This is a genomic window from Streptomyces sp. NPDC001493, assembly GCF_053597235.1.
Genome location: NZ_JBSFHV010000007.1, coordinates 50,419 through 76,900 on the forward strand (window position 1 = coordinate 50,419; position 26,482 = coordinate 76,900).

At 72.7% G+C, this 26,482-nt stretch carries 24 protein-coding genes and 1 tRNA gene; 12 read left to right on the forward strand and 13 right to left on the reverse strand.

All coding sequences use genetic code 11. The features are described 5' to 3' along the window. Window positions 1-7: 7 nt before the first annotated feature. A complete protein-coding gene (locus ACWCWD_RS12760) occupies window positions 8-946 on the reverse strand; it encodes a pseudouridine synthase (RefSeq protein ID WP_450772438.1) in 939 nt (312 codons plus the stop codon). 203 nt (window positions 947-1,149) lie between these two features. Continuing rightward, a tRNA-Leu gene (locus ACWCWD_RS12765) sits at window positions 1,150-1,237 on the reverse strand. Window positions 1,238-1,497: 260 nt separating this feature from the next. Between ACWCWD_RS12765 and ACWCWD_RS12770 the strand changes: the two genes are divergently transcribed. From ACWCWD_RS12770 to ACWCWD_RS12780, 3 genes are all read left to right on the forward strand, one after another. Then, entirely contained in the window at window positions 1,498-2,841 is a 1,344-nt protein-coding gene (locus tag ACWCWD_RS12770; RefSeq protein WP_450772440.1) for a M20/M25/M40 family metallo-hydrolase, read from the forward strand. Window positions 2,842-3,007: 166 nt separating this feature from the next. Continuing rightward, complete coding sequence (locus ACWCWD_RS12775; RefSeq protein WP_386888983.1) at window positions 3,008-3,241, forward strand: chaplin; 234 nt, start codon at window positions 3,008-3,010, stop codon at window positions 3,239-3,241. A 139-nt stretch (window positions 3,242-3,380) separates the two neighbouring features. Further along, window positions 3,381-4,151, forward strand: coding sequence for a chaplin (locus ACWCWD_RS12780; protein ID WP_450772442.1), 771 nt, complete (start codon window positions 3,381-3,383; stop codon window positions 4,149-4,151). Window positions 4,152-4,305: 154 nt separating this feature from the next. Here the strand turns inward: ACWCWD_RS12780 and ACWCWD_RS12785 are convergent, their stop codons facing one another. Next, window positions 4,306-4,494 carry a DUF5703 family protein gene (locus ACWCWD_RS12785; protein WP_266702672.1) on the reverse strand — a complete coding sequence of 63 codons (189 nt, stop codon included), beginning with the start codon at window positions 4,492-4,494 and terminating at the stop codon, window positions 4,306-4,308. Window positions 4,495-4,541: 47 nt separating this feature from the next. Here ACWCWD_RS12785 and ACWCWD_RS12790 point away from each other — a divergent pair, with 47 nt between their 5' ends. After that, window positions 4,542-5,210, forward strand: a complete 669-nt coding sequence (locus ACWCWD_RS12790) for a hypothetical protein (protein WP_450772444.1) — start codon at window positions 4,542-4,544, stop codon at window positions 5,208-5,210. 167 nt (window positions 5,211-5,377) lie between these two features. Here ACWCWD_RS12790 and ACWCWD_RS12795 read toward each other — a convergent pair whose 3' ends face one another. Next, complete coding sequence (locus tag ACWCWD_RS12795; RefSeq protein ID WP_450772446.1) at window positions 5,378-7,672, reverse strand: helix-hairpin-helix domain-containing protein; 2,295 nt, start codon at window positions 7,670-7,672, stop codon at window positions 5,378-5,380. Next, the gene (locus ACWCWD_RS12800; RefSeq protein ID WP_266702666.1) at window positions 7,669-8,652 is read right to left on the reverse strand and encodes an aldo/keto reductase; all 984 of its coding nucleotides are present in this window, start codon (window positions 8,650-8,652) and stop codon (window positions 7,669-7,671) included. The genes ACWCWD_RS12795 and ACWCWD_RS12800 overlap by 4 nt, the downstream gene beginning before the upstream one ends. 141 nt (window positions 8,653-8,793) lie before the next feature. On the opposite strand from ACWCWD_RS12800, the gene ACWCWD_RS12805 reads away from it, so the two are divergent. Together ACWCWD_RS12805 and ACWCWD_RS12810 are read left to right on the forward strand one after the other, a co-directional pair. Then, complete coding sequence (locus ACWCWD_RS12805) at window positions 8,794-9,846, forward strand: LLM class F420-dependent oxidoreductase (protein ID WP_450772448.1); 1,053 nt, start codon at window positions 8,794-8,796, stop codon at window positions 9,844-9,846. 141 nt (window positions 9,847-9,987) lie between these two features. Continuing rightward, a complete protein-coding gene (locus ACWCWD_RS12810; protein WP_450772449.1) occupies window positions 9,988-10,776 on the forward strand; it encodes a ferritin-like domain-containing protein in 789 nt (262 codons plus the stop codon). A 42-nt stretch (window positions 10,777-10,818) separates the two neighbouring features. On the opposite strand, the gene ACWCWD_RS12815 is transcribed toward ACWCWD_RS12810, so the two are convergent. Beyond that, window positions 10,819-11,814, reverse strand: a complete 996-nt coding sequence (locus tag ACWCWD_RS12815; RefSeq protein WP_450772451.1) for a magnesium and cobalt transport protein CorA — start codon at window positions 11,812-11,814, stop codon at window positions 10,819-10,821. 75 nt (window positions 11,815-11,889) lie between these two features. Between ACWCWD_RS12815 and ACWCWD_RS12820 the strand changes: the two genes are divergently transcribed. The 4 genes from ACWCWD_RS12820 (at window position 11,890) to mshC (ending at window position 15,532) form a co-directional block, all read left to right on the forward strand. After that, the gene (locus ACWCWD_RS12820) at window positions 11,890-12,612 is read left to right on the forward strand and encodes a histidine phosphatase family protein (protein WP_450772452.1); all 723 of its coding nucleotides are present in this window, start codon (window positions 11,890-11,892) and stop codon (window positions 12,610-12,612) included. Window positions 12,613-12,733: 121 nt separating this feature from the next. Then, window positions 12,734-13,324 (forward strand): DUF3090 domain-containing protein, encoded by a 591-nt coding sequence (locus ACWCWD_RS12825; RefSeq protein ID WP_450772453.1) that lies wholly within the window; start codon window positions 12,734-12,736, stop codon window positions 13,322-13,324. Beyond that, on the forward strand, window positions 13,288-14,121 hold the full coding sequence (locus ACWCWD_RS12830) for an SCO1664 family protein (protein WP_450772455.1): 834 nt from the start codon (window positions 13,288-13,290) through the stop codon (window positions 14,119-14,121). Before ACWCWD_RS12825 ends, ACWCWD_RS12830 begins: the two co-directional genes overlap by 37 nt. Window positions 14,122-14,302: 181 nt before the next feature. Continuing rightward, window positions 14,303-15,532: a cysteine--1-D-myo-inosityl 2-amino-2-deoxy-alpha-D-glucopyranoside ligase gene (gene mshC / locus ACWCWD_RS12835; RefSeq protein ID WP_450772456.1), complete on the forward strand. Its 1,230-nt coding sequence runs from the start codon at window positions 14,303-14,305 to the stop codon at window positions 15,530-15,532. A gap of 194 nt (window positions 15,533-15,726) precedes the next feature. Here mshC and ACWCWD_RS12840 read toward each other — a convergent pair whose 3' ends face one another. Beyond that, the gene (locus ACWCWD_RS12840; RefSeq protein WP_450772458.1) at window positions 15,727-16,839 is read right to left on the reverse strand and encodes a PAC2 family protein; all 1,113 of its coding nucleotides are present in this window, start codon (window positions 16,837-16,839) and stop codon (window positions 15,727-15,729) included. A gap of 262 nt (window positions 16,840-17,101) precedes the next feature. Between ACWCWD_RS12840 and ACWCWD_RS12845 the strand changes: the two genes are divergently transcribed. Then, on the forward strand, window positions 17,102-18,442 hold the full coding sequence (locus ACWCWD_RS12845; RefSeq protein ID WP_450772459.1) for an enolase C-terminal domain-like protein: 1,341 nt from the start codon (window positions 17,102-17,104) through the stop codon (window positions 18,440-18,442). After that, complete coding sequence (locus ACWCWD_RS12850) at window positions 18,439-19,218, forward strand: SDR family NAD(P)-dependent oxidoreductase (RefSeq protein WP_450772461.1); 780 nt, start codon at window positions 18,439-18,441, stop codon at window positions 19,216-19,218. Before ACWCWD_RS12845 ends, ACWCWD_RS12850 begins: the two co-directional genes overlap by 4 nt. Window positions 19,219-19,264: 46 nt before the next feature. Here the strand turns inward: ACWCWD_RS12850 and ACWCWD_RS12855 are convergent, their stop codons facing one another. The 6 genes from ACWCWD_RS12855 to ACWCWD_RS12880 all read right to left on the reverse strand — a co-directional run bounded on the left by ACWCWD_RS12855 (window position 19,265) and on the right by ACWCWD_RS12880 (window position 26,378). After that, on the reverse strand, window positions 19,265-19,936 hold the full coding sequence (locus ACWCWD_RS12855; RefSeq protein WP_327174859.1) for a FadR/GntR family transcriptional regulator: 672 nt from the start codon (window positions 19,934-19,936) through the stop codon (window positions 19,265-19,267). A 96-nt stretch (window positions 19,937-20,032) separates the two neighbouring features. Then, on the reverse strand, window positions 20,033-21,091 hold the full coding sequence (locus tag ACWCWD_RS12860; RefSeq protein WP_450772463.1) for an LLM class flavin-dependent oxidoreductase: 1,059 nt from the start codon (window positions 21,089-21,091) through the stop codon (window positions 20,033-20,035). 86 nt (window positions 21,092-21,177) lie between these two features. After that, window positions 21,178-22,788, reverse strand: a complete 1,611-nt coding sequence (locus tag ACWCWD_RS12865; RefSeq protein ID WP_450772465.1) for an FAD-dependent oxidoreductase — start codon at window positions 22,786-22,788, stop codon at window positions 21,178-21,180. Window positions 22,789-22,793: 5 nt separating this feature from the next. Further along, complete coding sequence (gene glpK, locus ACWCWD_RS12870; RefSeq protein ID WP_450772467.1) at window positions 22,794-24,323, reverse strand: glycerol kinase GlpK; 1,530 nt, start codon at window positions 24,321-24,323, stop codon at window positions 22,794-22,796. Window positions 24,324-24,382: 59 nt separating this feature from the next. Then, window positions 24,383-25,174: an MIP/aquaporin family protein gene (locus ACWCWD_RS12875; RefSeq protein ID WP_450772469.1), complete on the reverse strand. Its 792-nt coding sequence runs from the start codon at window positions 25,172-25,174 to the stop codon at window positions 24,383-24,385. 439 nt (window positions 25,175-25,613) lie between these two features. Further along, window positions 25,614-26,378: an IclR family transcriptional regulator gene (locus ACWCWD_RS12880; protein WP_450772471.1), complete on the reverse strand. Its 765-nt coding sequence runs from the start codon at window positions 26,376-26,378 to the stop codon at window positions 25,614-25,616. Window positions 26,379-26,482: the final 104 nt, after the last annotated feature.

Below are 26,482 nucleotides of genomic sequence, written 5' to 3' on the forward strand. Positions count from 1 at the left end.
CTCCCGGTCACCGGTCCGGCCACGCGGAGAGCCGCAGCCCGCTCCTGAAGCGGCGCGGCCCACCCGTGACCGGATCGGTGAACTCCAACGCCCGCGCCAGGAGTTGCAACGGCCGCGACCAGTCGTCCGGTGCGCCCTCCGGCTCCACCACCGGATACAGCGGGTCGTTGACCAGTGGCAGTCCCAACGTGCTCATGTGCAAGCGCAGTTGATGGGTGCGCCCGGTGGCGGGCAGCAGCCGGTAGCGGCCGAGCCCGCCCCGGTGCTCCAGCAGCTCGACCCGGCTCTCGCTGTTCGGCTCGCCCGGCTCCTCGCGCGCGGCCACCACCCCGTGCTCCTTCACGATCCGGCTCCGCACGGTCCGCGGGAGCACCAGCCCCGGGTCGTACCCGGCGACCGCCTCGTACTCCTTGCGCACCAGCCGGTCCCGGAACAGCGTCTGGTACGCGCCCCGGTCCTCGGGGCGTACGACGAAGAGCACCAGGCCCGCCGTCAGCCGGTCCAGCCGGTGTGCGGGCTGGAGGTGCGGCAGCCCCAGCTCGTGCCGGAGCCGCGCCACCGCCGTCTGCGTCACATGCCGGCCGCGCGGGGTGGTGGCCAGGAAGTGCGGCTTGTCGGCGATCACGAGGTGCTCGTCGCGGTACACCACCCCGACCGGGAACGGCACCGGCTCCTCGGGCGCGAACTCCCGGTGGAACCAGAGCCCGAGCCCGCTCTCGTACGGCCGTGTCCCCGGCACCGGCCGCCCGTCCGCCCCGACGAAGAGCCCCTCGGCCAGCATGGCCTCCACCCGCGCCGGCCCGACCGCGGCACCGAACCGCTCCCGCAGATGGTCGCCCACGGTCGCCCACGCCCCCTCGGGGTCCACGGGCAGCCGCACCCGCACGGGATCGACGCCCTCGCGCTGCGGGAGCGGCGAGGCGACGGACCTCCGGCGCCCCCTCACCGGGCCCCCTCCCGGAGCCGTACGGCACGGAGCCCCGCCGCAGGCAGGGGCGACGGGCGGACGGGCGCGGGGCGGGGCATGGGGGTGACCTCTGCGGTGAAGGGCGGTGGGGAGGTGCTCCGGAGCGGAGCGGGCCGGCGGGCGGCCGGAAGCGACCGTAGCCGGAAAAGCAGAAAGACCCCAGATGAACTGGGGTCTTTCGTTGGTGTCCGAGGGGGGACTTGAACCCCCACGCCCGATAAAGGGCACTAGCACCTCAAGCTAGCGCGTCTGCCATTCCGCCACCCGGACAAGGTGTCTGTCGTTCCCGGGGCCGTTGTTCCGTTCCCGTTCCGACGTGGAAAACAATACCAAACATTCGGGGGCCCTCGATCACCCCCCGGGTTCACGCCTCCGGCCCACCTCTCGGGAGCCCCCGCGCCGCCCCCGCTCCCGCTCCCGGGGCGGCCCTGTGTGACAGGCGTATGTCGTCGGGGGGACGGCCTTGGGGTGCGCGGGGCGGGCGCGCGAGGATGAGGGGGAGCACCACCGTGACAGTGGAAGGAATCAGTGTGAGCGAGAGCAGCGCCTCCCAGGCAGGTCCGTCCGGGAAGACCGGCAACGCCGAGAACGAGGTCGTGGACCTCTGTCGTGAGCTGATCCGGATCGACACCAGCAACTACGGGGACCACTCCGGCCCCGGCGAGCGGCTCGCCGCGGAGTACGTCGCGGAGAAGCTCGCCGAGGTCGGGCTGGAACCGCAGATCTTCGAATCGCACAAGGGCCGCGCGTCGACCGTGGCCCGGATCGAGGGCGAGGACCCCTCCCGGCCCGCGCTTCTCATCCACGGGCACACGGACGTCGTCCCGGCCAACGCGGCCGACTGGACCCACGACCCGTTCTCCGGCGAGATCGCGGACGGCTGCGTCTGGGGACGCGGCGCGGTCGACATGAAGGACATGGACGCCATGACGCTCGCGGTCGTCCGCGAGCGGATGCGCAGCGGCCGCAAGCCCCCGCGCGACATCGTGCTGGCGTTCCTCGCGGACGAGGAGGCCGGCGGCACGTACGGCGCCCGCTACCTCGTCGACAACCACCCGGGACTCTTCGAGGGCGTCACCGAGGCCATCAGCGAGGTCGGAGGCTTCTCGCTGACGGTCAACGAGCAGCTGCGCCTCTACCTGGTGGAGACGGCCCAGAAGGGCATGCACTGGATGAAGCTGACCGTGGACGGCACCGCCGGGCACGGTTCGATGATCCACAAGGACAACGCCATCACCGAGCTGTCCGAGGCGGTCGGCCGGCTCGGGCGCCACCAGTTCCCGGTCCGGGTCACCAAGACCCTGCGCCACTTCCTGGACGAGCTCTCGGACGCCCTGGGCGTCGAGCTCGACCCGGAGAACATGGACGAGACCCTCGCCAAGCTGGGCAGCGTCGCCAAGCTGATCGGTGCCTCCCTGCGCAACACCGCCAACCCGACGCAGCTCGGCGCGGGCTACAAGGTCAACGTCATCCCGGGCCAGGCGACCGCCCACGTGGACGCCCGCTTCCTGCCGGGGTACGAGGAGGAGTTCCTCGCCGACATCGACCGGATCCTCGGCCCGAACGTACGGCGCGAGGACGTGCACGCGGACAAGGCGCTGGAGACGACCTTCGACGGCGCCCTCGTGGACGCCATGCAGAAGGCCCTGGTGGCCGAGGACCCGATCGCGCGGGCCGTGCCGTACATGCTGTCGGCCGGCACGGACGCCAAGTCCTTCGACGACCTGGGCATCCGGGGATTCGGCTTCGCGCCGCTCAAGCTGCCGCCGGAGCTCGACTTCGCCGGCATGTTCCACGGCGTGGACGAGCGCGTGCCGGTGGACGGCCTGCAGTTCGGCGTACGGGTGCTGGACCGGTTCATCGACCACAGCTGAGCCGGCACTCCGCGCTTCCGATCCGCCCCGGTGACGTAATTCGCCCGCCTGTCCGTACCTCACCGGAAAGAGTGAAAGGGGGGTTGGGCTCGTAGCCCTCTGAATTTCTCCTCGTTACAGGTGATGCGGTCCGCGGCTGGGACCGCATTTCCAACGAGGAGGAACAATGATCAAGAAGATTGCCGCCGCTGCGGCTGTCACCGGTGGTCTCGTGCTCGCGGGCGCCGGCATGGCCGTTGCCGACGCGGGTGCCCAGGGTGCTGCCATCGGCAGCCCCGGCGTCATCTCGGGCAACACCATTCAGGTCCCCGTCCACGTTCCGGTGAACGTGTGCGGCAACACGATCTCCGTGATCGGGCTCCTGAACCCGGCCTTCGGCAACACCTGCGTCAACGCCTGACGTTGAGCGTCAACCCGTAAGGGTTTGAGCCCGGTCGGCCCCGGAGCGCGCGCCATGCGCTCCGGGGCCGACCGGCATTCGGCCCTCGCACGGTCGTGTCCGGGGGTAATTCGGAAGTGCAGAAGGCAGGAAAACACCTATGCGACAGGTCACTCGTAAAGGCCTGATCACCATGGCGGCGGCGGGCGGAGTGCTCGCACTCGGTGGGGGCTACGCGCACGCCGACTCCGGCGCGGCAGCCGCCGCGACGAATTCCCCGGGAGTGGCATCCGGGAACAGCATCCAGATTCCGATCGAGGTTCCGGTCAACGTCTGCGGAAACTCCGTCGACGTCATCGGTCTGCTCAACCCGGCATTCGGAAACAGCTGCGCGAACACCTCGCAGGGCGGCTCCGTGGCCGACGGAACCGGCCGGACGTCCGGCGCTCCGCACGCGGGCTCCGGCGACTCCTCGGCGCACCAGGGCGGGAACGCGGCCCCGGGCACCGGCAAGCACCGCGCCACCGACTCCACCAAGGCCCTCGGCGGCGGTGGCGCCACGGCGGAGGGGGTCGCGCAGGGTTCCCCCGGCATCCTCTCCGGCAACAACGTCCAGGCACCGGTCGACGTCCCCGTCAACGCCTGCGGAAACTCCGTGGACATCGTGGGCCTGCTCAACCCGGTCTTCGGCAACGACTGCGCGAACGGCGACACGTACGTTCCGCCGCCCGTCGTGCCGGAGGTCCCGGTCACGCCCGAGGAGCCCGTCGCTCCGCCGGCCCACGAGCCGCCCGCCCCCGAGGTGCACACCCCTCCGCAGCTCGCGGAGACCGGTGCCGGTGATCTCGGCATGCTGATCCCGGCCGGCGCGGGCATGCTGCTCGCCGGCGCCGGAGCGGTGTTCTACCGCCGCTCGCGCAGCGCCGCCTAGGCGGCCGATCCGGGACCAGGACAGGAAGGGGCCTTCCAACCGGACCGGGCCGGGGCGCGCGAGCCCGCCACGGTCCGGACGGAAGCCCTGCCGACCCGGTGCCGTGCATGACGAGGAGGAGCGGGTCCCGCGGTCGCGGGGCCCGCTCCTGGCGTCACCAAGTGGCCCTGAGCTGGCGGATGATCCTCCGCCGCAACCGCACCCTGCGGCTGCCGTCGTGGCGGAGCGTCAGGCGGTCCAACTCCCAGTGCCCGTACTCGGCGTGGTCGGTCAAAAGTCGGGCCGCATCCTTGCGGGAGACCCCGCGCGGCACGTACACGTCGACAAATTCGTATTCCGGCATCGCATCTATTGTGCGGGCAGAGCCCCGGTACGGATAGCGTCTGCCTCATGTCTGATGCTGCGCAGCCCACCGCTGCCGAGGTACGTGCCGCCGCCGAAGCGGTCAAAGCCGCGATCGACCGTCACCTCGACGCGGTCGAACGCCGTAGCGGGGACGAGGACCCCGCCGTCTACGAAGCGTTCAACGCTCTCGCCGCCGCCGCCGAGGTCTACGACGAACTCCTCTACGAACGGCACGACGAAGTCACTCCCTTCGAGATCCCGGGCGCGGACGATTCCCTGCCCCCGTACGCAGGACCGGCCGAGCCGAGCGCGCTCAGCGTGCTGATCCGGCGCGACTACGCGGTGGCGGAACCGCAGCGGCTGCTCGCCCAGGCGCAACGCCTCGCGGACGCCGATCCGGACGACCTCGACACCGGCCACGCCGCGGTCGTCGGTACGAGCGTCCACGCCGCGCTCGGCGTGCTGTTCGGCGAGTACGAACCCGACGAGATCGCCTCCCGTCACAAGGAGTTCGGCCTCGCCGAGGGAGACTCCACGCTCTGGATCGCCGCCGCCGAGGACACGGCGGAACCGGGCGAGTGGCTCGGGGCCCCGTTCGACGACGTGGACCCGGAACTGGTGGTGTGCCGGTTCGACGTCAGCTCGGTCTTCGACGACGACCTGGACGACGATCCCGACGACGACGACCTGGACGACCTCCCGTCCGGGGCCTGACCGCAGCCGGCGGAGCCCGGCGGCCCACGGAAGACCGGTGGCCCGGTGCGTCGTGCACCGGGCCACCGGCCTGTCCGAGGCGCCGCGGGGCCCGTCTCCGGGCCCAGGACGTTCCGGGCCGCCCGGGCCCAGAACTCTCCGGCCCAGGACTTTCCGGCCCAGGACGCCTAGGACGACGCGTCGGGCGTCGGCAGTGCCTCCAGGAGGGCGCGCAGCCGTGTGGTGCGCTCCTGCGCCGGGATCTCGGCCACGGCCCTGGGCAGCGCCCGGTCCACGCCGTGCACCACGGACAGATGACGCTCGCCCCGGCCGAACGCGGTGTACACCCACGGCCTGCTGAGTCCCTGCGCCGCGTCCCCGGGGAGCACGACGACCGCGGCCGGCCAGCGCGTCCCCGCCGCCTGGTGGGCGCTGAGCGCCCAGCCGTGCCGGACCGCCGAGGCCACCCGCCCCTGCGGTACGACGACCTCGGTGCCCTCGCAGTCCAGCCGCAGCCCCTCGGCGCCGGCCGACACCACGACTCCGGGTACGGTCCGGCCGGGCGCGGGCACGTGGACCACCCGGTCGCCCGGGTCGAAGCCGCCGAACCGGCCGGGCCCGGGGTTGAGGCGCTCCTTGAGCGCCGCGTTCAGCGCCCGGGTGCCCGCCGAGCCGCCGTGGCCCACGGTGATCACCCGGGTGTCCGCGGCGTCGATGCCGAACGCGCGCGGTACGGAGTCGGCGACCAGCTGCACGGTGCGGTGCACGGCCTCGCCCGCGTCCCGCACCGGCACGATCACCACTTCCTTGCCCGGTGCCTCGACCTGGTTCAGCTCACCGATGCCGATGCCGGAGACGAGCTCGCCGATGGGCCCGGGATCGGGTGTGCGGGAGATCACCTGCGGGCAGGCCCGGGCGGCGAGCACGTCCGCGAAGACGCGGCCCGCACCGGCCGAACCCAGCACCCCCGGGTCTCCGCTCAGCACCAGCCGCGTACCGTCCGCGAGGGCCTCCACGAGCGCCGCGGCGGTCTCCACGTCCAGCTGCGGGGCGTCCAGGACCACCAGCAGGTCGAGCGCGAGCGCCCCCTCCTCGTCCCGGCCGGGACCCTCGGCGCCGGAGAGCAGCCCGGCGAGCGTGACGGCCGCGCCGGGGTCCCCGGCCCCGGCGGCCAGCCGGCGGCGGCCGTCCGTGCTGTGGACGGCACCCAGCGCGCGCAGGCCGAGCCCTCGGGCCGCCACCAGCAGGGCGGCGGGCTCGGCGCGGGCCGACTCACCCCCGGAGTGGACGACCAGGCCCGCTCCCGCGACCGCGCGGATCAGCTCGGCGGCCGAGGGCGAGGGAGCCGCCGAGGCCGCGTCCGTCCAGTCGGCGCCCTTCTCGGACGCGTTGGCCAGGCGGCCCAGACCGTCCGCGAGGCTCTCCTCGGCCAGGGCGTACCGGTCGAGCCCCAGCAGAGCGGGGCCCGATGCCTGCGCACCGGCGTTCTCGTCGTCCTCACCGGCGGTGCCGGCACGTTCGTCCCCGGCGTCCCCGGCTGCGGACCCCTCGTCGGGCTCCTCGGCCCCGGCCGGGTCCACGCCCTCCTCGAAGAGCAGCGCGACCCCCTCGGCCACCGCGTCGTCCACGGCCGTCTCCGGGTCCGTCACTCCGTGTCCGGCCAGCGCGGCCCGTACCGTGACGACGTCCAGGGCCGTGTGGCCGCGCACGGCGGCCTGCTCCAGCAGCCACCCCACCAGTGCGGCGGTCCGGCGCGCGTCGTCGGGACCGCACTCCGGCCCCAGCAGCGCGCGGGCGAACCCGTCCGCCTGTTCGGGGCGCACCCCGGGGACGGCCAGCAGCTGCCAGGGGTCCTGCCGCAGCACCTCGGCCGCCTGCTCGCCCAGCGTCCGGGCGGCCGCCGGAGCCAGCGCCGCCGGGCCGCCCGCCCCGGCCAGCACGGTGCGAACCGCCTCCACGGCCTCCTCCGGCGCCTCCTGCGGCACCGGGGCGGCGGAGGCGGGCGCGGGGAGGGGAGCGCGGGGGCGCTCCGCCACCGGGGCGGCCGGGCGCGCGGCGGGAGCCTCGTAGAACGCGGAGGCGGTCTTCTCGCCGCTCTCCACCGCGCGGACGGCGGCCAGCAGATCGGCGGCCGTGCCGCTCAGTCGCGCCCCCGCCGCGATCGGACCCGCCTTCTCGGCCTTCCGCTGCTCGATGCGCTTGCGCAGCTCACGCTGGGCGGCGAGCTCGGCCTGCGCCTCGGACACCGCCGGGGGGTCACCCGCCTCGCCCGTCGTGGTGGCCTCGGGGGTCTCGCCGGTCGCGGAACCGCCGGCCGGATCGTCGGCGGAACCGTCCGCGACGTCGACGGGCAGCCCCGAGGACTCGTCCGAGCCGCTCTCGGGCAGCCCCGAGCGATCCTCGGGCAGCCCCGAGCGGTCCTCGGTGTCCTCGGTGTCCTCGGCCGAGTGGCCCGGGGTCTCCCCCCGGGGAAGCGCAGTCACAGCGTGCTCCAGTCCTGGTCCGGATAGCGGTGCACGGGCGCCGACACGTCGTCGAGCGCCTGGCAGATCTCGTCAGGAAGCGTAAGCGTCTCCACTGACAAAGCCTCGGTGAGCTGCTGCGCGTTGCGCGCGCCGATCACCGGGGCGGCCACGCCCGGCCGGTCGCGCACCCAGGCGAGCGCGACCTGCAGCGGGGTGGTGGCCAGCCCGTCGGCCGCCGTCGCGACCGCCTCCACGATGCGGCTCGCCGCGTCGTCGAGGTACGGCTCCACGAAGGGCGCCAGCTGCTCGGAGGCCCCGCGTGAACCGGACGGGGTGCCGGTGCGGTACTTGCCGGTCAGCACGCCGCGCCCCAGCGGGGACGAGGGCAGCAGCCCCACCCCGAGGTCCAGGGCGGCGGGCAGCACCTCGCGCTCCACGCCGCGCTGCAGCAGGGAGTACTCCATCTGCGTGCTCGCCAGCCGGGTCCGCGCCCCGGGCGCCGCGAGCTGCCAGGTCGCCGCCTTGGCCAGCTGCCAGCCGCAGAAGTTGGACACCCCCGCGTACCGCACCCGGCCGGAGGTGACCGCCAGGTCCAGCGCCTGGAGCGTCTCCTCCAGCGGAGTCACCGGATCGAAGGCGTGCACCTGCCACAGATCGACGTAGTCCGTGCCGAGCCGCTCCAGGGACGCGTCCAGCGCGGCCAGCAGATGCCCGCGCGAACCGTTGAACCTGCGGTACGGGTCGCGCACGCTGCCCGCCTTCGTGGCCACCACGAGGTCCTCCCGCGGCACCAGCCCGCCCAGGAGCCGTCCGAGGAGGTACTCCGCCTCCCCGCCCCCGTAGGCGTCCGCGGTGTCGACCAGAGTGCCGCCCGCGTCCCAGAAGGCCTTCAACTGGTCGGCGGCGTCGTGCTCGTCCGTGTCCCGGCCCCAGGTGAGCGTGCCGAGCCCGATCCGGGACACACGAAGGCCGGTACGGCCGAGATGCCTCTGCTCCATGGGCGCAGAGATTACTGTCCGGGCCCCCGGAGCGGGGAAGCCTGTGGACAACCATGGCGCGGCCCTGCCCCTGCCGGACGGCGTCCCACCGCGCTAGAGTCCGGCGCACAGAGACGTTACTGATCAGTAAGGGGAGCGGATATGCGGCTCGGCATCAATCTCGGTTACTGGGGCGCGGGCATGGACGCCGACAACCTCGCCGTCGCGCAGGAGGCGGACCGCCTCGGCTACGACGTCTGCTGGGCGGCGGAGGCGTACGGCTCCGACGCGCCGACCGTGCTCACCTGGGTCGCGGCACAGACCGAGTCCATCGACGTGGGGTCCGCGATCATGCAGATCCCGGCCCGGCAGCCCGCGATGACCGCCATGACCGCGGCCACCCTCGACTCCCTCTCCGGCGGACGCTTCCGCCTGGGCCTCGGCGTCTCGGGGCCGCAGGTCTCCGAGGGCTGGTACGGCGTGAAGTTCGACAAACCGCTGGCCCGCACGCGCGAGTACGTCGACATCGTCCGCAAGGCGATGGCCCGCGAGCGCCTGACGTACGAGGGGCAGCACTGGACCCTCCCGCTGCCCGGCGGCCCCGGCAAGCCGATCAAGCTGACCGTCCACCCGCAGCGCGAGCACATCCCGCTCTACATCGCCGCCATCGGCCCGAAGAACCTGGAGCAGACCGGCGAGATCGCCGACGGCGCCCTGCTGATCTTCCCGTCCGCCGAACACCTGGAGGAGACCGCGCTGCGGCACCTGCGGGCGGGCCGCGAGAAGGCCGGGCTGCCGCTGGCGGGCTTCGACGTCTGCCCGACCGTCCCGCTGGCGGTCGGCGACGACGTGAAGGGGCTGGCGGACATGTTCCGGCCGTACACGGCGCTCTATGTCGGCGGCATGGGCAGCCGGAAGCAGAACTTCTACAACCAGCTCGCCCAGCGCATGGGGTACGAGAAGGAGGCCGCCGAGATCCAGGACAAGTACCTGGCCGGCGACAAGAACGGCGCCGCCGCCGCGGTTCCGCACCGGCTGATCGACCAGACCACCCTGCTCGGTCCGGTCGACCGGATCGCCGACGGGATGCGCGCCTACGCCGAGGCCGGTGTCACCACCCTCACCCTCGCCCCGGCCGGATTCACGCTGGAGGAGCGGATCGCCGCCCTGCGCGCCGGTACGGAGGCCCTGGAGCGCTCCGGCGCCGCCGAGTAACCGCCACCGGCCGGAGCGGGCGGAGCGGGCCCCGGGCGGTGGCCGGCCGCCCGCTCCGGTTGCCCGGAGCGCCCTGGAGCCTTTGACTTCTTAACTACGGGCAAGCCGTTGTGCGCGGACACCGGTACGGAGGTGGCAGTCATGCTCTCGGCAAAAAGTCTCTTCCAGGAGATCCTCGACGACGACGAGTCGTTCCGGCTCTTCTGCTCCATCGCCGCCAGCGGTGAGTCGCAGGGGGGCTGGGAGAACGCCCGCATCGCCGCGCTCGTACCGGAGAGCCAGCGCGCCCTGGCCCCGAAGATCGTCCGGCACGGTGCCGACGAGGACAAGCACGGCCGGATCTTCAACGCGCTGCTGAAGAAGCGCGGGCTGCCCGCCGCCGATGTCCCGGCCGACACCGACTACACGATGCTGCTGGAGCGCCACGGGATCGGCCTCGCCCATGCGCGGCTCAAGGGCGAGGAACCGCTCACGGAGCGCGACATCGTCACCTATCTGGCCCACAGCCGGGTCACCGAACAGCGGGCCTCCGAGCAGATGCGCCTGCTGCTCAAGTACTTCGCCGACGACCCCGTCATCGGCCGCGCCGTGCGGATGATCTCGCACGACGAGGACAACCACCTCGCCTACTGCCACGAGGAACTCCTCCGCCTCGCCCGGGCCGGCCACGGCCGCACGATCCAGCGCATCCTGCGCGAGTGCGCCCTCGCCGAGATCAGGGTCTACCGCGACGTCAGCCTCGCCGTCATGGCCCACATGGGCCGCGTCCTCGGCTGGCCCCGGCCGAAGGCGGCGGCCCTGGCTGCGGGGATCCACGCGATGTACGCGTACGAGCGGCTGGCCGGCTGGCGCCGGATGGTGAGCCTGGCCGAGCCCGAGCGCCGCGACGCCCTCGGCTCACCGGCCGTCGCGGGCGCCGAGTTCGCCTGAGAGCCGGACCCGGTCCGGGGCGGCCGCACCGGACCGGTGCGGTCAGAGCCAGCCGCGCCGCTTGAACTGCCGGTACAGACCGAAGACCACCCCGGCCATCAGGACGATCACCGCGGGATAGGACCACACCCAGTGGAGCTCCGGCATGTGGTCGAAGTTCATGCCGTAGATGCCCGCGACCATCGTCGGCACGGCGGCCATCGCCGCCCAGGCCGAGATCTTGCGCATGTCGTCGTTCTGCCGGACCCCCATCTGCGCCAGATGCGCCGAGAGGATGTCGGACAGCAGCCGGTCCAGCCCCTCGACCTGCTCGTTGGCGCGGGTGAGGTGGTCGCCGACGTCCCGGAAGAAGGGCTGCGACTCCGCGTGCACGAACGGCACCCCGGTCCCCGCGAGCCGGGTCATCGGCCCGGCCAGCGGCCCGGCGGCCCGGCGGAACTCCATCACCTGGCGCTTGAACGTGTAGATGCGGCTCGCGGTGTGCTGGGACTCGGCGTTGCCGCTCGGCGCGAACACCTGGGTCTCCAGCTCCTCCAGGTCGATCTGCAGCTCGCCCGCCACGTCTATGTAGTGGTCCACGACCGAGTCGCTGACGGCGTACAGCACGGCGGTCGGCCCCTGCCGCAACACCCCGGGCTGGGCCTCCAGCCGGCGCCGCACGTCCGACAGCGGGGAGCTCTCGCCGTGGCGGACCGTCACCACGAACGAGTCGCCCACGAAGACCATCAGCTCGTCCGCGCTGACCGTGTCGCCGTCCGGCTCGTACGCGATCGGCTTGAGCACCATGAGCAAAGAGTCGTCGTAGATCTCCAGCTTGGGCCGCTGGTGCGCCTTGAGCGCGTCCTCCACGGCGAGGGGGTGCAGCCCGAACTCCTTGGTCACCAGGGAGAACTCCTCCTCGGTGGGCTCGTGCAGCCCGATCCAGAGGAAGGCGTCCCCCACGGCCCGCGCCTCGTCCAGCGCGTCGGAGAAGTCGTCGGGGCCGTCCGTCCGGCGCCCGTCCCGGTAGATGGCACAGTCGACAATCACGGCGCGCATTCTTCCCTGCCCCGGCCGAAAGCACACCTTCGCCCCACCCCGGGACCTGCGCGAGGGGTCGTTAGGCTGGCCGGTATGCCCACCCTGATCCTCGTACGCCACGGACGCTCCACCGCCAACACCTCCGGGGTGCTCGCGGGCCGTACCCCCGGTGTCCAGCTGGACGAGCGCGGCGCCGCACAGGCCGCCGGGCTGCCCGGCCGCCTCGCCGGACTGCCGCTCGTGGCCGCCGTCAGCAGCCCCCTCCAGCGTTGCCGGCAGACCCTCCAGCCACTGCTGGACGCGCGCCCCGGTCTCCCCCTGCACGTCGAGGACGACCTTTCGGAATGCGACTACGGGGACTGGTCCGGGCGCAAGCTCGCCGAGCTCTCCGACGAGCCGCTGATGTCGGTCGTGCAGCAGCACCCCTCCGCCGCCGCCTTCCCGGGCGGCGAGTCGATGCGCGCGATGCAGAACCGCGCGGTCGACGCGGTACGGGCCTGGAACGCGCGCATCGAGGCCGAGTACGGCGAGGACGCCGTCTACGTCATGTGCTCGCACGGCGACATCATCAAGGCCGTCGTCGCCGACGCCCTCGGCATGCACCTGGACCTCTTCCAGCGCATCCACGTCGACCCCTGCTCGGTCACCGCCGTCCGCTACACGCGGCTGCGCCCCTTCCTGCTGCGCCTCGGCGACACCGGTGACCTGGCAGGACTCGCCCCGCGCGAGCAGGGACTCGGCGCCGACGCCACCCCCGCCGACGACGCGGACCACGGATCGCACGCCCAGGTGGGGGGCGGCGCTGGGGCGCCGTGATCGCTCCTGGCGATAGGGTGGACGGGCCGTGGGCGGCCCGTCCGAGGGTCTCCCGGCACCCGTCCCCGGGCGGCGGGGGTCAGACCCCGTCCGCCGCCGATTCCCCAAGGGAGAACTGGACGTGTCCCGTCAGGTGTTCCTCTACGACCCGCCGGAACGATTCGTGGCCGGCACGGTCGGGCTGCCTGGACGCCGTACGTTTTTCCTTCAGGCGTCCGCCGGCGGCCGGGTCACCAGCGTGGCCCTGGAGAAGACCCAGGTCGCCGCGCTCGCGGAACGGATCGACGAACTGCTGGACGAGGTCGTCCGCCGCACCGGCGGCAACTCGCCGGTCCCCGCGGTCGCCCCGATGACCGTCGCCGACACCGCGCCGCTCGACACCCCCGTCGAGGAGGAGTTCCGGGTCGGCACGATGGCGCTGGCCTGGGACGGCGACGAGCAGTGCATGATCGTCGAGGCCCAGGCACTCGTCGAGATCGACATCGAGACCGAGGACGACCTCGCGGCGGCGGAGGAAAGGCTTCTCCAGGACGAGGAGAACGGCCCGCCGATGCTCCGGGTGCGCCTCAGCGGCGCCCAGGCCCGGGCCTTCGCCAAGCGCGCCCTGGACGTCGTCTCCGCGGGCCGCCCGCCGTGCCCCCTGTGCAGCCTGCCGCTCGACCCGGAAGGACACGTGTGCCCGCGTCAGAACGGATACCGGCGCGGGGCATGACGACCGCAGCCGAACTGGTCACCCTGCTCACCGAGGGACGGCTCACCGTCCTCGGCCGCGTGCCCGGCGCCTCCAACGCGGTCCTGCGCTGCACCGTCACGCACGAGGGTGTGGAACTGCCGTGCGTGTACAAGCCCGTCGCCGGGGAGCAGCCGCTCTGGGACTTCCCCGACGGCACGCTCGCCCAGCGCGAGGTGGCGGCCTGGGAGGTCTCGGAGGCCACCGGCTGGGGGCTCGTCCCGCCCACCGTGCTGCGCGAGGGCCCGTACGGCGAGGGCATGTGCCAGCTGTGGATCGACGCCGAGCCGGACGCCGGACCGATGCTCGCCCTCGTCGAGGGGGAGGAGCCGGAGGACGGCTGGAAGGCCGTGGGCCTCGCCGAGGTGGGCGAGGGGAAGACCGCTCTGCTGGTGCACGCGGACGACGCCCGGCTGCGGCGGCTCGCGGTGCTCGACGCGGTGATCAACAACAGCGACCGCAAGGGCGGCCACCTCCTGCCCGCACCCGGCGGGCTGCTCTACGGCATCGACCACGGCGTCACCTTCCACGCCGACGACAAGCTGCGCACCCTGCTCTGGGGCTGGGCGGGCGAGCCGTTGACCGCAGAGGCGGTGGAGGTGCTGGACCGGCTCGCCGACGAGCTGGAGGCGGGGGCGCCGCTGTCCGGACGGCTGGGCGGGCTCATCACCCCGGCGGAGCTGGACGCCGTACGCGAACGGGTCGCCGCGCTCCGGGCGACCGGGCTGCACCCGGTGCCGAGCGGACAGTGGCCCGCCATCCCGTGGCCGCCGGTCTGACGGACGTTTTGTCCGGGCCTGTCTTACGGACCTGTGTGGCGCTCTCGTGCGGCGGACCGGTGCGGGCGCGGCGCGCCCGGCGCCGACTAGCCGGGCCGGACGATTCCGTCAAGAATGCGTCTTCGGACACGATTCGCCATCCGGTTCGTATCCGGAACCTCCGTCCGGTTACGCTCATGACATGCATGCCTGGCCCGCTTCTGAGGTCCCCGCCCTGCCTGGCAAGGGCCGCGACCTTCGGATCCACGACACCGCGACCGGCGGACGGATCACCCTTGACCCCGGTCCCGTCGCCCGCATCTACGTCTGCGGCATCACGCCGTACGACGCGACCCACATGGGTCATGCGGCGACCTACAACGCGTTCGATCTCGTACAGCGCGTGTGGCTCGACACCAAGCGGCAGGTTCACTACGTCCAGAACGTGACCGACGTGGACGACCCCCTGCTGGAGCGGGCCGTGCGCGACGGAGAGAACTGGACCGCACTCGCGGAGCGCGAGACCGCCCTGTTCCGTGAGGACATGACCGCTCTGCGGATGCTCCCGCCGAAGCACTACATCGGCGCGGTCGAAGCCATACCGGGCATCGTGCCCCTCGTCGAGCGCCTGCGTGACGCGGGTGCGGCGTACGAGCTGGAGGGCGACGTCTACTTCTCGGTCGAGGCCGACCCGCACTTCGGCGAGGTCTCCGGGCTCGACGCGGAGGCCATGCGGCTGCTCTCCGCCGAGCGCGGCGGCGACCCCGAGCGTCCCGGCAAGAAGAACCCCCTCGACCCGATGCTGTGGATGGCCGCCCGTGAGGGCGAGCCCAGCTGGGACGGCGGCAGCCTCGGAGCCGGACGGCCCGGCTGGCACATCGAGTGCGTCGCCATCGCCCTGGACCACCTCGGCATGGGCTTCGACGTGCAGGGCGGCGGCTCCGACCTCGCGTTCCCGCACCACGAGATGGGCGCCTCGCACGCGCAGGCGCTGACCGGCGAGCACCCGTTCGCCCGGGCGTACGTCCACGCCGGCATGGTCGGCCTGGACGGCGAGAAGATGTCCAAGTCGCGCGGCAACCTGGTCTTCGTCTCCACCCTCCGCCGCGAGGGCGTGGACCCGGCGGCGATCCGCCTCGCCCTGCTCTCGCACCACTACCGGAGCGACTGGGAGTGGACCGACCAGGTCCTCGCCGACGCCGTCGCCCGGCTCGGACGGTGGCGCGCCGCGGTCTCCCGCCCGGACGGCCCGTCCGCCGACGCCCTGGTCGAAGAGGTCCGCGAGGCCCTCGCCGACGACCTGGACGCGGTGACCGCGCTGGCCGCCGTGGACCGCTGGGCCGAGCGTCAGCACTCCGAGGGCGGTACGGACGAGGGCGCACCCGGCCTCGTCTCCCGTACCGTCGACGCGCTCCTGGGCGTCGCCCTGTAGAAACGGCGTCGCCCTGCAGAACGGCGCCGTGCGGAACGGTGCCGTGCGGAACGGTGCCGTGCGGAACGGTGCCGTCGCCCTGCAGAACGTCGTCGGCCCGCAGAACCCGGACGCATCCGCGTACGGCAACGGCCCCGGTTTCCTCTCCGAGAAGAGGGGACCGGGGCCGTTGCCGTCACAGCAGGGGGCGGGTCTCAGCTCTCCGGCTTGTCCCCGTCGGGGGAGCCGGAGTCCGTACCAGGGCCCGCGTCCGTACCAGGGCCGGAGTCCGTACCCGGGCCGTCGCCGTCGTCGTCCGACGGCTTCTTCTCCTCGGACCCTCCGCCGGCCGTGCCCGGACCGGGCTCCGCCGGGCGCTGCGGCTTCGGCGGGCGGGTGCGGCCGCTCGCCGGGTCCCGCAGGTACGGCGCGTCGCCGCTCTCCGTCGCGTGCCCGCCGGGCGCCTGGCCGGGACCCGGACCCGGGCCGGGGTCGCGGCGCCGCAGATAGCGCTCGAACTCGCGGGCGATGGCCTCTCCGGACGCCTCGGGGAGCTCGGCGGTGTCCCGGGCCTCCTCCAGCGTCTGTACGTACTCGGCGACCTCGCTGTCCTCCGCGGCCAGCTGGTCCACACCGATCTGCCAGGCGCGCGCGTCCTCGGGCAGCTCGCCCAGCGGGATGCGCAGCCCGAGCAGGTCCTCCAGCCGGTTCAGCAGGGCCAGCGTCGCCTTCGGGTTGGGCGGCTGCGAGACGTAGTGCGGTACGGCGGCCCATAGGCTCACCGCCGGAACCCCCGCGTGGGTGCACGCCTCCTGGAGGATGCCGACGATGCCGGTCGGGCCCTCGTACCGCGTCTCCTCCAGGTCCATGGTCGCGGCCAGGTCCGGGTCCGAGGTGACCCCGCTGACCGGCACCGGCCGGGTGTGCGGGGTGTCGCCGAGCAGCGCGCCGAGGATGACCACCATCTCGACACCCAGCTCGTGGGCGAAGCCCAGCAGCTCGTTGCAGAACGAGCGCCAGCGCATAGACGGTTCGATGCCTCGGACCAGCACCAGGTCACGGGGCTTGTCGCCACCGACGCGGACCACCGAGAGTCGCGTCGTCGGCCAGGTGATCTTGCGGACACCGCCGTCCAGCCACACCGTGGGGCGGTTGACCTGGAAGTCGTAGTAGTCCTCGGCGTCCAGCGCCGCGAAGACCTCGCCCTTCCATTCCCGGTCCAGATGTCCGACCGCGGTGGAGGCGGCGTCACCGGCGTCGTTCCAGCCCTCGAACGCGGCCACCATGACCGGGTCGATCAGCTCGGGTACACCCTCGAGCTCGATCACCCAGGCCTCCTTCCGAAGTTCCCTTGCGTATACGTACGCACCAACCTTACGGGTTGGAGCATTCCCATCCGAAGCCCCTTTGCACGGGCGGGTGAACCTCGATCGCCGAAGTGCAGCAGCGATCGAATCGGGGCATCCGCCTCCGGATTCATCCGAGCTGTGAGCCCCCAAATTTCTCCTGCGGCTGGACGAAGAGGCTTGTATGACGCTATACATCGGATGTTCGCTGTAGAGATCCGATGTTATTGCCCTGGGGGCGCGCATGAGTCAGACCGTCACGGACGTCGAGGTCCACGACATCCGCTTCCCGACGTCCCGAGAACTGGACGGCTCGGACGCGATGAACCCCGACCCCGACTACTCCGCCGCCTACGTGGTGCTCCGCACCGACGCCCCCGGCACCGGTGACGACGGCACCCTCGAAGGCCACGGGTTCTGCTTCACCATCGGGCGCGGCAACGATGTCATGGCCGCCGCGATCGAGACCCTCAAGCCGTACCTGCTGGGCCGGCCCGTGCCGCGCACCGCGGCGGACCTCGGGGACCTGTACCGCGAGCTGACGCACGACTCGCAGCTGCGCTGGCTCGGCCCGGAGAAGGGGGTCGCGCACATGGCGGCCGGGGCCGTCGTCAACGCCGCCTGGGACCTCGCGGCGAAGGCGGCCGGGCTGCCCGTCTGGCAGTTCCTGGCGACGATGACCCCCGAAGAGCTCGTCTCCCTGGTGGACTTCCGCTACCTCACCGACGCCCTCACCCCCGAGGACGCGCTGGAGATCCTGCGTGCCGCCGAACCGGGCCGCGCCGAGCGGACCGAGCGGCTGCTGGCCCAGGGCTACCCCGCGTACACCACCTCGCCCGGCTGGCTCGGGTACGACGACGAGAAGCTCGTCCGCCTCGCCAAGGAGGCCGTCGCCGACGGCTTCACCCAGATCAAGCTGAAGGTCGGCGGGGACCGCGACGACGACGTACGGCGCCTGAAGCTCGCCCGCGAGGCGGTCGGCCCCGACGTCCGGATCGCCGTGGACGCCAACCAGCGCTGGGACGTGGCCGAGGCGGTGGAGTGGATGAGCGCCCTCGCCCCGTACGACCCGCACTGGATCGAGGAGCCCACCAGCCCCGACGACATCCTCGCGCACGCCGCCATCCGCGCCGGACAGCCGGTCAAGGTCGCCACCGGCGAACACGGCGCGAACCGCGTCGTGTTCAAGCAGCTGCTCCAGGCCGGGGCCGTGGACTTCGTCCAGATCGACGCGGCCCGGGTCGCCGGGGTCAACGAGAACCTCGCGATCCTCCTGCTCGCGGCGAAGTTCCAGGTACCCGTCTGCCCGCACGCCGGCGGCGTCGGACTCTGCGAACTGGTCCAGCACCTCTCGATGTTCGACTTCGTGGCCGTCTCCGGCACCTGGGAGGACCGGGTCATCGAGTACGTCGACCACCTGCACGAGCACTTCACCGAGCCCGCCGTCGTGACCGGCGGACGGTACGTCACCCCGCGCACCCCCGGCTTCTCGGCCCGGATGCTCCCCGCGTCGATCGCCGAACACCGCTACCCCGAGGGCCCCGTCTGGGCGGCCCTCCCCGACCACGAGGAGGCCGGCCGATGACCGGTACGAAGGACTTCGACGGACTGTCCGCCCTGGTGACCGGAGGCGCGTCCGGCATCGGCGCCGCCGTCGCCACGCTGCTGCTGGAACGCGGCGCCCGGGTCGCGGTGCTCGACCGGGACACCACCGGAGCGCCCGAGGGGACGTTCGCCGTCCAGGCCGACGTGACCGACGACGCCCAGGTCCGCGCGGCCGTCGACCGCGCCGCAGCCGAGTTCGGCGGGCTGCACACCCTGGTCTCCAACGCCGGCATCGGCTCCATCGGCACCGTCGAGGACAACGCCGACGAGGAGTGGACCCGGGTCCTGGACATCAACGTCCTCGGCATGGTCCGCACGGCCCGGCACGCCCTGCCGCACCTGCGGGCCGCGGCCCAGGAGCGGCCCGGCGCGGTCTCGATCACCCAGACCTGCTCCATCGCGGCCACCGCCGGACTGCCGCAGCGGGCCCTCTACAGCGCGAGCAAGGGCGCGGTCCTCTCCCTCACCCTCGCCATGGCCGCCGACCACGTCCGCGAGGGCGTCCGCGTCAACTGCGTCAACCCCGGTACCGCGGACACCCCGTGGATCGGACGACTGCTCGGCCAGGCCGGCGACCCCGAGGCCGAACGGGCCGCGCTCAACGCCCGCCAGCCGCTCGGCCGCCTGGTCTCGGCCGACGAGGTCGCCGCCGCGATCGTCTACCTGGCGAGCCCCGCCGCGGCCTCCGTCACCGGCACCGCTCTCGCCGTCGACGGCGGGATGCAGGGCCTGCGGCTGCGCCCCGCCGGGGACTGACCGGCCGCCGGCTGCCGGGCACCGTACCGGCAGCCGGCCCGAGCGCTCAGAGCGTGGAGCGCAGCCACTGCTCCACGCTCGCCACGTGCACCGTCGCCCACGCCCGTGCCGCCTCCGGGTCCCGGTCGCGCAGCGCGGCCAGGATGGCGCGGTGCTCCTGGAGGGTGCGGCTGAGCGCGTCCTCCTGGGTCAGTCCGCGCCAGACCCGCGCCCGGGTGGTCGGCCCCGACAGGCCGTCCAGCAGCGAGCAGAGCACCGTGTTGCCCGAGGCCTGGACGATCCCCCGGTGGAAGCGGAGGTCGGCGGCGACGAGTTCCTCCACCGAGGGCTCCTCGCCCAGCGCGTCGAGTTCCGCCGCGAGCGCGTCGAGCTCCTCGTCCCCGATCCGCGAGGCGGCCATGGCCGTGGCGGCCGGCTCCAGGATGCGGCGGACCGCGAGGAACTCCAGCACCGTGTCGTCGCGGTGGAAGTCCACCACGAAACTCAGCGCCTCCAGCAGGAGCTGGGGGTCCAGGCTGGTGACGTAGGTGCCGTCGCCCTGCCGTACGTCGAGGATGCGGATCAGCGACAGGGCGCGCACCGCCTCGCGCAGGGAGTTGCGGGACAGCCCGAGGTCCGCGGCGAGTTCGCTCTCCTTGGGCAGCCGGTCCCCGGGGCGGAGCGCACCCGAGACGATCATGCCCTTGATCTTTTCGATCGCCTCGTCGGTGACAGCCATGACGGTCCTCCTGGGTACGGACGGGGTTCAGACATCCGATGTCTGAACCCCATTATGAGGGTCCGCCCCGCCCGTCCCCTTCGCCCGGAGCCGGGATCACTCCCACAGGCTCGTCGGGGCCTCCCTGCGGACCACCGGAGCGATCTCCTCCGCGAACCGCTGCAAGGTCTCCAGCTGCTCGGGACGGCTCAGACCGAGGCCGTCCACGGTGATCGACTGGAGATCGTGGTGGTACTCCTCGTAATAACCGAGGATCTTGTCGATGATCTGCTGAGGGCTGCCGATCAGCTGCGGACCGCCCGCGATGGCGTCCTCGATCGTCCGGAACGGGGTGTTGTACCCGGCCTTCCCCTCCAGATGCGGCCGGAAGGACTGCCGCACCCGCGCCTCGTACAGATCCTTGTAGCGCTCCACCGCCTGCTGCGAGCTGTCCGCGATCAGCAGCCCGCCGGAACCGGCCGCCACCCGGGCGTCCGCCGGATCGTGCCCGTACGCCTCGAACCGCTCGCGGTAGTGCGCGATCAGCTTCGCGTACGCGGCCTTCGGCTGGATGGCGTTGGCGGTGAAGAGCGGGTCGCCGTGCTTGGCGGCCAGCTCGGTGGAGTGCAGGCTGGTCGCCGAGCCGTGCCAGACGCGCGGAGCGCCGTCGTACGGACGCGGCACGGTGGTCGTGTTCTTCAGCGGCGGGCGGAACTCGCCCTCCCAGTCGACCCCCTCCTCGGTCCACAGCCGGCGCAGCAGCTCGTACTTCTCCTGCTGGAGGTCCCACTGCCGCTCCTCGTCGAGCCCGAAGAGCGCGAAGTGCCCGGCCTCGGCCCCCTTCCCGACGACCAGTTCGAGCCGCCCGCGCGCTATCTGGTCGAGGGTGGCGTAGTCCTCGGCGACCCGGACCGGATCGAGGATCGCGACGACGGTGACCCCCGTCAGCAGCCGGATGGAGGTCGTCCGCGCGGCCACGGCTCCCAGCACCACGGTCGGGCTCGACGAGAGGAAGGCGCCCGCGTGCCGTTCGCCGACGGCGTACGCGTCGAAGCCGAGCCGCTCGGCGTCCGAGGCGGTCGCGATCACCTCGGCGAATCGGTCGGCGGGGGAGAGGATTTCGCCGGTCAGCGGGTGCGGGGCATGCCCGATGAGGGAGAGCACGGAGAATTTCATGCCCTCCACTGTCGCCGCGTTCCATTGCGGCGGTGTGGCGGCGACATGGCAGGGTCGCCGCCACACGGACCCGCTCCGACGGGCCCTCAGCCGCGCTCCGCCAGCACCGACTCGACCCCGGCCCGCACCTCGTCGGTGGCCAGCCCGCGGATCGTCAGCGTCGTCCGCCGCCGCAGCACGTCGTCGGCGGTCTCGGCCCACTCGTGGTCCCGCGCGTACGCCACCTGCGCCCATATCTCCGGAGCGTCCGGGTGGATGCGGCGGGCGAGGGCCGGGTCCTCCTCCGCGAGCCGGGTGATGTCGAAGGCGAGCGAGCCGTAGTGCGTGGCCAGATGCCGCGCGGTGTCCGCCGCCATGCGGGGGCCGGACCCGGCGCCGTCCGCCAGCAGCCGGTGCGTCACCGCCTCGGGACTGGCGATCCCGGGCAGCGGCAGACGCCTGGGCAGCCGGTCCATCGGCTCCATCGCGTCGCCCAGCGGACGCCCCGGCAGCGCGGCCAGCTTGGCCATCACGGTGCGGCCGATGTGACGGAACGTCGTCCACTTGCCGCCCGCCACCGACAGCATCCCGCCGCGCCCCTCCGTCACGACCGTCTCCCGCTTGGCCGTCGAGGTGTCGCCCGGACCCCCCGGAAGCACCCGCAGCCCGGCGAAGGAGTACGTGATCAGGTCGCGCGAGAGCTGCTGGTCCCGGACGGAGAAGGCCGCCTCGTCCAGGATCTGCGCGGTGTCCTTCTCCGTCACCGCCAGGTCCTCGGGCTCGCCCTCGTACACCTCGTCCGTGGTGCCGAGCAGCAGCATGTCCTCCCATGGCAGGGCGAAAGTGATCCGGTACTTGTCGATCGGCGTCGCCAGCGCCGCCCGCCAGGGGGCGGTGCGCCGCAGCACCAGGTGCGCGCCCTTCGAGAGCCGTACGGAGGGGGCGGCGCCCGGGTCCTCCATCCTCCGCAGCCGGTCCACCCACGGGCCGGTGGCGTTCAGCACCAGGCGGGCGTCCACCCCGAACTCCGTACCGTCGACCCGGTCGGCCAGCTCCGCGCCGGTGACCCGGCCCCGGGTGAACCGGAGCCCGGTCACCGCCGCGTGGTTGAGCACGTCCGCACCGGCCGCGACCGCCGCGCGCACGGTCATCAGGGCCATCCGCGCGTCGTTCATCTGGTCGTCGCCGTAGACCGCGACCGCCTTCAGCCCGTCCGTACGCAGCTCGGGCACCTCCCGGCGGGCCCGCTGCGGGCTGATCACATGGCCGACGCCGTCGCCGAAGGCGGAGAGCGCCGAGTAGGCGAAGACGCCGGCGCCGAGCTTGGCCGCCCCGTGCGGGCCTCCCTTGTAGACCGGCAGGTAGAAGGTGAGCGGGTTGGCGAGGTGCGGGGCGACCTGCCGGGAGACGGCCCGGCGCTCGAAGTGGTTCTCCGCCACCAGCTTCACCGCGCCCGTCTGGAGGTAGCGCAGTCCCCCGTGGAGCAGCTTCGACGAGGCGGAGGAGGTGGCGCCCGCGAAGTCGCCGGCGTCCACCAGGGCCACCCGCAGTCCGGACTGCGCGGCATGCCAGGCGGTGGAGATGCCCAGGATGCCGCCGCCGATCACCAGGAGGTCGTACGTCGTGCGGGAGAGCCGCTCCCTGGTTTCGGCGCGGCTCGGGAGAGAGCCTGCGGCCGGGCGCGTCCCGGGGGCGGGGACGCTCTGCGGGATGGTCATGTCTGCTACTCCTCGGTGTCGTCGAGCCAGCCCATGGAGCGCTGCACCGCTTTGAGCCAGCTCTTGTACTCGCGGTCACGGGTGGCCGCGTCCATACGGGGTGTCCACTCGGCGGCCCGGCGCCAGTTGGCGCGCAGCGCGTCGGTGTCCGGCCAGAAGCCGACGGCGAGACCGGCGGCGTAGGCGGCGCCGAGACAGGTGGTCTCGGCGACCATCGGGCGCACCACGGGCGCGTCCAGGCAGTCGGAGAGCATCTGCATCAGCAGGTTGTTGGAGGTCATGCCGCCGTCGACCTTGAGCGCGGTCAGCTCGACGCCGGAGTCCTTCGTCATGGCGTCACTGATCTCGCGGGTCTGCCAGGCGGTGGCCTCCAGCACGGCCCGGGCGATGTGCGCCTTGGTGACGTACCGCGTGAGCCCGGCGATGACGCCCCGGGCGTCGGGGCGCCAGTACGGGGCGAACAGGCCGGAGAAGGCGGGCACGAAGTACGCGCCGCCGTTGTCGTCCACCGAGGAGGCCAGGGTCTCGATCTCGGCGGCCGAGTTGATGAGCCCCATCTGGTCGCGCATCCACTGCACCAGCGAACCGGTGACGGCGATCGACCCCTCCAGCGCGTACACGGCCGGCTGGTCGCCGATCCGGTAGCCCACGGTGGTCAGCAGTCCGTTGTAGGAGTTGACCGGGGTGCCGCCGGTGTTGATGAGCATGAAGGTGCCGGTGCCGTACGTGGACTTGGCCTCGCCCTCCGAGAAACAGGTCTGGCCGAAGAGCGCCGCCTGCTGGTCGCCGAGCGCGGAGGCCACCGGGACCCCGGCGAGCACCCCGTCGGCGGCGAGCCCGTACACCTCGGCGGAGGAGCGGATCTCCGGCAGGACGGCGGCCGGGATGTCCATGGACCGCAGGATGCGCTCGTCCCACGTCAGGTTGTGCAGGTTCATCAGCAGGGTGCGCGAGGCGTTGGTGACGTCGGTGACGTGCACGCCGCCGTCGGTGCCGCCGGTGAGGTTCCAGATGACCCAGGAGTCCATCGTGCCGAAGAGGATGTCCCCGCGTTCGGCCCGCTCGCGCAGCCCCTCGACGTTGTCGAGCAGCCAGCGGATCTTGGGTCCGGCGAAGTAGGAGGCGAGCGGCAGACCGGTCTCGCGGCGGAAGCGGTCCTGGCCGACGTTGCGGCCGAGCTCCTTGCAGAGCGCGTCGGTACGGGTGTCCTGCCAGACGAGGGCGTTGTGGACGGGCTCTCCGGTGTGCCGGTCCCACAGCAGCGTGGTCTCGCGCTGATTGGTGATGCCGATGGCCTTCACGTCGTCGGCCGTGACACCCGCCTTGACGACGGCTCCGGCCACCACCTCGCGCACGTTCTCCCAGATCTCGGTGGCGTCGTGCTCGACCCAGCCGGGCTTCGGGAAGATCTGCTCGTGCTCCTTCTGGTCGACCGAGACGATCCGGCCGTCCTTGTCGAAGACGATGCAGCGGGTGGAGGTGGTGCCCTGGTCGATGGCCGCGATGAACGGGCCGGCGGTGTGTGCGTCGTTCACGGTGTGCTCCCCGGGGTCTGTGGTGGTGTGGGTGGAGGCGTCTGCCGGGCTCTCGCGCATCAGGCGAAGGCGACGTTGTAGAGGAGGCCGGCCAGGGCGCCGCCGACGAGCGGTCCCACGACGGGTACCCACGCGTAGCCCCAGTCCGAGCCGCCCTTGTTCGGCAGCGGCAGCAGTGCGTGCACGATACGCGGGCCGAGGTCGCGGACCGGGTTGATCGCGTAGCCGGTCGGGCCGCCGAGGGAGAACCCGATGCCGACCACGACCAGGGCGGTGACGAGCGCGCCCAGCGTGCCGAGCCCGTTGCCGTCGTCGTTGAGGCCCTGGGTCAGGATGGCCAGCACCAGCACGAGGGTGGCGATGATCTCGGTGACGAGGTTCTGCACGGCGTTGCGGATCTCGGGGCTGGTGCAGAAGACGCCGAGCACCGGTCCCGCGTCGGGCGCGGTGGTCTGGTCGACCATCCCCTCGGCGGGGTTCTCGGTGCCGGTGATCTCCGGGTCGGTCAGGTGGGCCCGGAACTGCCCGTAGTACACGGCCCACACCAGGACCGCTCCGACGGCCGCACCGAGCAGCTGCGAACCGATGTAGAGGGGCACCTGGCTCCACGGCGTACCGCCCTGGATCGCGAGGCCGATGGTGACGGCCGGGTTGAGATGGGCCCCGGACACACCGCCCGCCAGGTACGCGCCGGTGAGCACCGCGAAGCCCCAGCCGAAGGCGATGGCGACCCAGCCCGCGCCCTTCGCCTTGGAGCGCTTGAGCGTGACGGCGGCACAGACACCACCGCCCAGCAGGATGAGTACGGCGGTACCGATGGTCTCGCCGATGAAGATGTCGGAGCTGGACACCGCGACTCCTTTGTCCTTCGTCCAGAGGAATGCGCACCACCGGGTCCCTCCGGGGGTACACGCCCCAGATGACGCCCCCGCCGAGGGGATGCGCCGCCTGCAGGGGCTTGACCGGCCCTCGGCATTGCCACACCTTAACGCCTATGGTCGCGAGGCGTTCGGCAATGCCGACCGGTGAACGGCAGTGTTTCGCTCGGCCGAGGTGGGAGTCAAGGGGGTGTGGCATACGACTCGGACCGGGTGGTGCGCTCCGGCGGAGAACGGCCGGCCGACGGGGAGGCGACCGGCCACGGCGACCGGCCGGCGCGGGGGCCGCGCATGCGGGAGCCCGCCCGGTCGGGGGAGACGGGCGGGCTCGGAGGTGCCGGGTACGGGCCGGGTGCGGGCCCGTGCGTGCGTGGGCCCCGTGCGCGGATCGGGTACGGGCGGGGCCCCGGGCTCAGAAGCGGCCGGCCCCCAGGTCGCGGGAGACCGCCCGGGCGCAGTCGCGTACCGCCGCGATCAGCTCGGGGCGCAGCTCGCCGTCCGGGCGCAGCCGCTCCACCGCGCCGGTCACCGCGACCGCCCCGACCGGCATCCGGCGGCCGTCGTGGATGGGGGCCGCCACGGCCGCCACCCCGTCCCAGGTCTCCTCCGCGTCGTCCGCCCAGCCGCGCGCCCGGGTCAGCGAGAGCGTCTCCTCGAACGCGTCCTGCGCGGTGACCGTGCGGGCGGTGAAGGAGCGCCGCTCGCCGTCCAGCGCCTCGCTGTGCGCCACCGGGTCGAACGCGGCGAGCACCTTGCCGAGGGCCGTGGAGTGCAGCGGCTGCATCGCGCCGACCTCCAGCACCTGGCGGCTGTCGTCCGGCCGGAAGACGTGGTGCACGATCAGCACCCCGTGCTGGTGCAGCACGCCGAGGTGGACGCTCTCGCCGCTCGACCGGGCCAGGTCGTCGGTCCAGACGAGGGCCCGGGCGCGCAGCTCGTGGACGTCCAGATAGCTGTTGCCCAGGCGCAGCAGCTCCGCGCCCAGCTGGTAGCGGCCGGACGCGGGGTCCTGCTCGACGAAGCCCTCCAGCTGGAGAGTGCGCAGGATGCCGTGGGCCGTTCCCTTGGCGAGGCCCAGGGACGAGGCGATGTCGGAGAGGCCGAGCCGGCGCTCGCCGCCCGCCAGCAGGCGCAGCATCGCCGCCGCCCGCTCCAGCGACTGGATGTTCTTGGCCATCGCGCCGTACTCCTCCACTCGTCCACTCGGTTCGACAATGCTGAACACTATCGGCCCATGTCGACCTCCGCGCGGGGCAAGGGGCAGTGTTCCGTCGCTTCCCC

Coding starts and splice junctions, on each gene's coding strand:
- ACWCWD_RS12855 (WP_327174859.1), bottom strand. CDS start 19,936: ATGGCTGTCACCGACGAGGCGATCGAAAAGATCAAGGGCATGATCGTC.
- ACWCWD_RS12810 (WP_450772449.1), top strand. CDS start 9,988: ATGCTCTCGGCAAAAAGTCTCTTCCAGGAGATCCTCGACGACGACGAG.
- ACWCWD_RS12815 (WP_450772451.1), bottom strand. CDS start 11,814: ATGCGCGCCGTGATTGTCGACTGTGCCATCTACCGGGACGGGCGCCGG.
- ACWCWD_RS12820 (WP_450772452.1), top strand. CDS start 11,890: ATGCCCACCCTGATCCTCGTACGCCACGGACGCTCCACCGCCAACACC.
- mshC (WP_450772456.1), top strand. CDS start 14,303: ATGCATGCCTGGCCCGCTTCTGAGGTCCCCGCCCTGCCTGGCAAGGGC.
- ACWCWD_RS12775 (WP_386888983.1), top strand. CDS start 3,008: ATGATCAAGAAGATTGCCGCCGCTGCGGCTGTCACCGGTGGTCTCGTG.
- ACWCWD_RS12865 (WP_450772465.1), bottom strand. CDS start 22,788: ATGACCATCCCGCAGAGCGTCCCCGCCCCCGGGACGCGCCCGGCCGCA.
- ACWCWD_RS12805 (WP_450772448.1), top strand. CDS start 8,794: ATGCGGCTCGGCATCAATCTCGGTTACTGGGGCGCGGGCATGGACGCC.
- ACWCWD_RS12850 (WP_450772461.1), top strand. CDS start 18,439: ATGACCGGTACGAAGGACTTCGACGGACTGTCCGCCCTGGTGACCGGA.
- ACWCWD_RS12845 (WP_450772459.1), top strand. CDS start 17,102: ATGAGTCAGACCGTCACGGACGTCGAGGTCCACGACATCCGCTTCCCG.
- ACWCWD_RS12860 (WP_450772463.1), bottom strand. CDS start 21,091: ATGAAATTCTCCGTGCTCTCCCTCATCGGGCATGCCCCGCACCCGCTG.
- ACWCWD_RS12800 (WP_266702666.1), bottom strand. CDS start 8,652: ATGGAGCAGAGGCATCTCGGCCGTACCGGCCTTCGTGTGTCCCGGATC.
- ACWCWD_RS12785 (WP_266702672.1), bottom strand. CDS start 4,494: ATGCCGGAATACGAATTTGTCGACGTGTACGTGCCGCGCGGGGTCTCC.
- ACWCWD_RS12780 (WP_450772442.1), top strand. CDS start 3,381: ATGCGACAGGTCACTCGTAAAGGCCTGATCACCATGGCGGCGGCGGGC.
- ACWCWD_RS12790 (WP_450772444.1), top strand. CDS start 4,542: ATGTCTGATGCTGCGCAGCCCACCGCTGCCGAGGTACGTGCCGCCGCC.
- ACWCWD_RS12880 (WP_450772471.1), bottom strand. CDS start 26,378: ATGGCCAAGAACATCCAGTCGCTGGAGCGGGCGGCGGCGATGCTGCGC.